The organism is Caldithrix sp. (assembly GCF_056497305.1).
The window spans coordinates 1-3,716 of sequence record NZ_JBSMDE010000139.1 but is presented as its reverse complement, the minus strand read 5'-3'; the positions used below and the strand labels follow the sequence as shown (position 1 = coordinate 3,716).

The following is a 3,716-nucleotide window of genomic DNA, read 5'->3' as shown; positions in this document are numbered from 1 at the left end:
AGCTTTAGCACAACCAACGTTTTACGTAGGAAGTTCAGGAGGAATATTTCCAAAGCAACATAGCCGCAACCAAAAACAACCACGGAGAGCACAAAGATTTCAAAAAAAATAAAATTTATTGACATGTAAGGCGAAGACTCAGAAAATCTGCACAATTTGCTCCCCCTTCCCTTTATTAAAAGAAGGGAAGGGGGCCGGGGGGTTAGGATCTTCATCACAAAAATTTTCGCATCCCGCTGTGGCGGGATTATTAGTTTTGAGGGAAGTATTCTAAACCTGCGCCTATTCGGAATCCAGGATTTTCCTTACTTTTCTGGCTAACTGGTGTCCGACAAAAGGTTTTAAAAGATAATCGCTTTCATTCTCCAGTTTGGGACTGAAGGCGCTCATCAGTAAAAACTTAATCTCAGGTTTTATTTGTTTACACAGCATGCGCAATTCGATGCCATCCATATCCGGCATGACCACGTCCGAAATGACCAGATCGATCAGGTCCTTGTATTTACTTAAAATATCGAGCGCCTGGTGCCCGCTGCCCGAGATGAGCACTTTGTATCCGTAAGATTCCAGTGTGTCTTTTGATGTGGTTAAAATGTCGGTTTGATCATCCACAATCAGAATGGTTTCGTTTCCACCACGTACCATATCCATGTGTTCCAATTCTTCCAGAGTAGTAGCCTGCAATGGTCTATCTGGTACTGGAAAAAAAATTCGAAAGATGGTGCCTTCGCCTAATTGACTGTCGAACTGGATAAATCCGCCATGATGTCTGACCAGGCCGTACACCGTTGCCAGACCCAATCCAGTTCCCTGGCCCTGTTCTTTGGTCGTAAAGAAAGGTTCAAAAATATGTTTTTTAGTCTCTTCACTCATACCAATGCCGGAATCTGCCACAATCAATTGTACGTATTTTCCTGGAGGAATGTCGGTCTCTTTTTTTTGCAGAATGACGTTGCGTGTCTGAATGGTGAGTTCCCCCCCATCTGGCATGGCATCGCGGGCGTTGATACACAAGTTGGTTAAAATCTGATCCATGGCGCTGGGATCGCTGTGAATTAGATGTAGATCGTCCTGAAGATTTATGATCAGGTGAATATCCTCACCTAAATAGCGCTGAAGTAGCTTTTTATTGGAGAGCACAATTTTGTTCAAGTTTACGTTATGTTTGCTGATTTTTTGCTGACGACTGAACATGAGCAACTTGCGCACCAGATCGGCTGCGCTTTCTGCTTTGTTAATGATCAGTTTGAGATTTTCATTGACCGGGCTTTCCTTGTCCAGTTTGCGCAGGGCCAATTCGGACAGACCAATAATTCCAGCTAAAACATTATTAAAATCATGAGCAATCCCGCCGGCCAGTTGGCCGATGGCCTCCAGTTTTTCAATTCGTCGGATGCGAGCTTCCAATTCTTTACGCTGAGAGATATCTGACAGGACTCCAAGAACGAACAGGCCATCCAACATCTCAACGTGTGTGAGTTGAATTTCAAATGGAAATTCCGATCCATCCTTACGCATGCCAACCATCTCGACAGGCCGTTCCAGAAGGATTGCTTTGGGAGGCCGTAATCGCACCTGTTTCAAGATATGATCGGTATTTCGAATGTTAAAAGGCAACAGCATTTCTACAGGTTGTAACAGAAGTTCTTCCCGGGTATAACCAAATAATTGTTCCGTTTTGGAATTGACAAGATTGATCCTCCCATGCATATCGATTAACACGATGGCCTGGAATGTTGACTCTAATAAAATTCTGAAGCGATTTTCGCTCTTCTGAAGGTCGATTTCATATTTTTTTCTTGCCGAAATATCGCGCAGCAAACAGAGTATCTGTTGCTCTGTACTCTTACTCAATCGCGCTTCAAAATGGTGTAGTTTGCCTTTCACCTGCCATTGAAATTCAAACGTTTGCATCTCTTCGCTGCGATGGGTCAGATGTAGCATATTGTAAAAACGGCGGGCAACAGTTTCAGAAAACAGATCGAAGATTGATTTCCCTTTTATTTCCTCTTCCGCTTGATTGAGCAATTGACCGTCTTTTATATCGATAATGGTGCCGTCCAATTTGAAAAGGATTAATTGGTCCGGAAGGGCATCAAATATGGCCCGCAATTTTTTTTCACTGGAGCGTAACAGTTTTTCGGCTTTTTTCAACGAAGAAATGTTGTTAATAATGACAAATACTTCTTTTACTTCTTTGCTTTCGCTTAGTGGAATAGCGTCTAAAATAATCCATCTCTTCTTATTATTGGGTAATCTAATTTTAAAAACATGATTTAAACTGGGTACCTTATTTTGAAGTGCAATAAAAGGAGGTAGTGAATCAAAAGCGAGTCGTTTACCTTTTGTGTCATAAAATTTAATTTGTTTAAAGTCATTCAAAGAAAAAGACTTTTTATTTTTAGCAAACCCCATGATTTCCTTTGCAGCCTGATTAAACATGAAAATTTTCCCGTCTGGGGTCAAATTGAACACACCCTGAGTGAGATGTTTATAAAGGGTACGAAATTTTTTTTCGGATGTGATTAAGGCTTCTAAAATTTTTTTTTGATCGCTGATGTCTTTAATCATCAAATAACAGGCTTCACGGCCTTTGTAGGTCAGATGATGGCTGAGCACTTCAACAAAAATGGGGTGACCATCCCTCCGAAAATGGATTTGTTCTTTGCTTTGCTGAACGATTGAGACATCATTGGGCTCTAGCGTTGGACAGAGTACAGTGTATGGCTGACGTGTGAGATCCTGCACCGAAAGCGTAATAAGATCCTGAAATGCATAGCCATACAACAAAGAAGCCGCGTGATTGGCGGTAATAATATCACCACTATTTCTCTCGAATATGATCATAGGCATAGGATTGTTTTCGAACATTAAGCGGAACGAGGCTTCGCTCTGTTTTTGTGTTTTGGAACGTAAATTTAAAAATTCTTCTAACTGTTGTTGAAAATGTAAATTCTCTGCTTTTAGTGTCTCATGCTGAATAACCATCTGCCAGAACTTGATAGCCTTGAACACAACGTGCTTTAAAAGGATGGGATTGCCTGACGGTACAACAAAATCAAAATTGTCGTAAAAAGAATGGGGCTTGGTTCGCTCTTGAACCGGATTGGCAAGTAGTATTATCTGAGTTTCAGGACTTTCCCGTTTTATTCCTTTAAGATGGATTAGCTCGTCATCCGGTTGATCAAAATGGTTTACAATAAGCAGGGCCAAATGTGATCTTTTAGCCAGCTGAATTGAACCAGCACACGAATCAGATTCTACTAATTTGAATTTTTCTTGTGTAGCGATTTTAGTGATCAAGGCTTTGGTCGTCTTGTCAGGCCGTATGATTAAAATTTTCATCATAATGGATTTCCCAGTTCAGCAAAAATGAGCCGCAAGAGTTTTAATTTAACCAACCGTTTATTGAACGATTACATAATGGAATTCAAAATTTTCGGCCAGGTGGCCTTCAATCTTTAAAAAATATTTGGATTACAGGTGTGTTTTGTGACTTTTAAATTTTAACAACAATACATCTCTGTCCTAAATCAGCATCAAAAAAACACATCCAGCCAGGTTAGGATAGACCTCTTAAGGAAAGCATTCCAAGGCAGCGGAGCCGCAACCAACATCAACCGCAAAGAGCACAAAGATTTAGAAAAAAATAAAATTTATTGACATGTAAGGCTAGGACTCAGCAAAGCGGCACAATTTGCTCCCCCTTCCCTTTA

At 40.7% G+C, this 3,716-nt stretch carries 1 protein-coding gene; it reads right to left on the bottom strand.

The annotated features are described in order from the left end of the window. Window positions 1–282 precede the first annotated feature (282 nt). Entirely contained in the window at window positions 283–3,348 is a 3,066-nt protein-coding gene (locus tag ACWB0I_RS11700; protein ID WP_479388250.1) for a hybrid sensor histidine kinase/response regulator, read from the bottom strand. Between the last annotated feature and the right edge of the window lie 368 nt (window positions 3,349–3,716).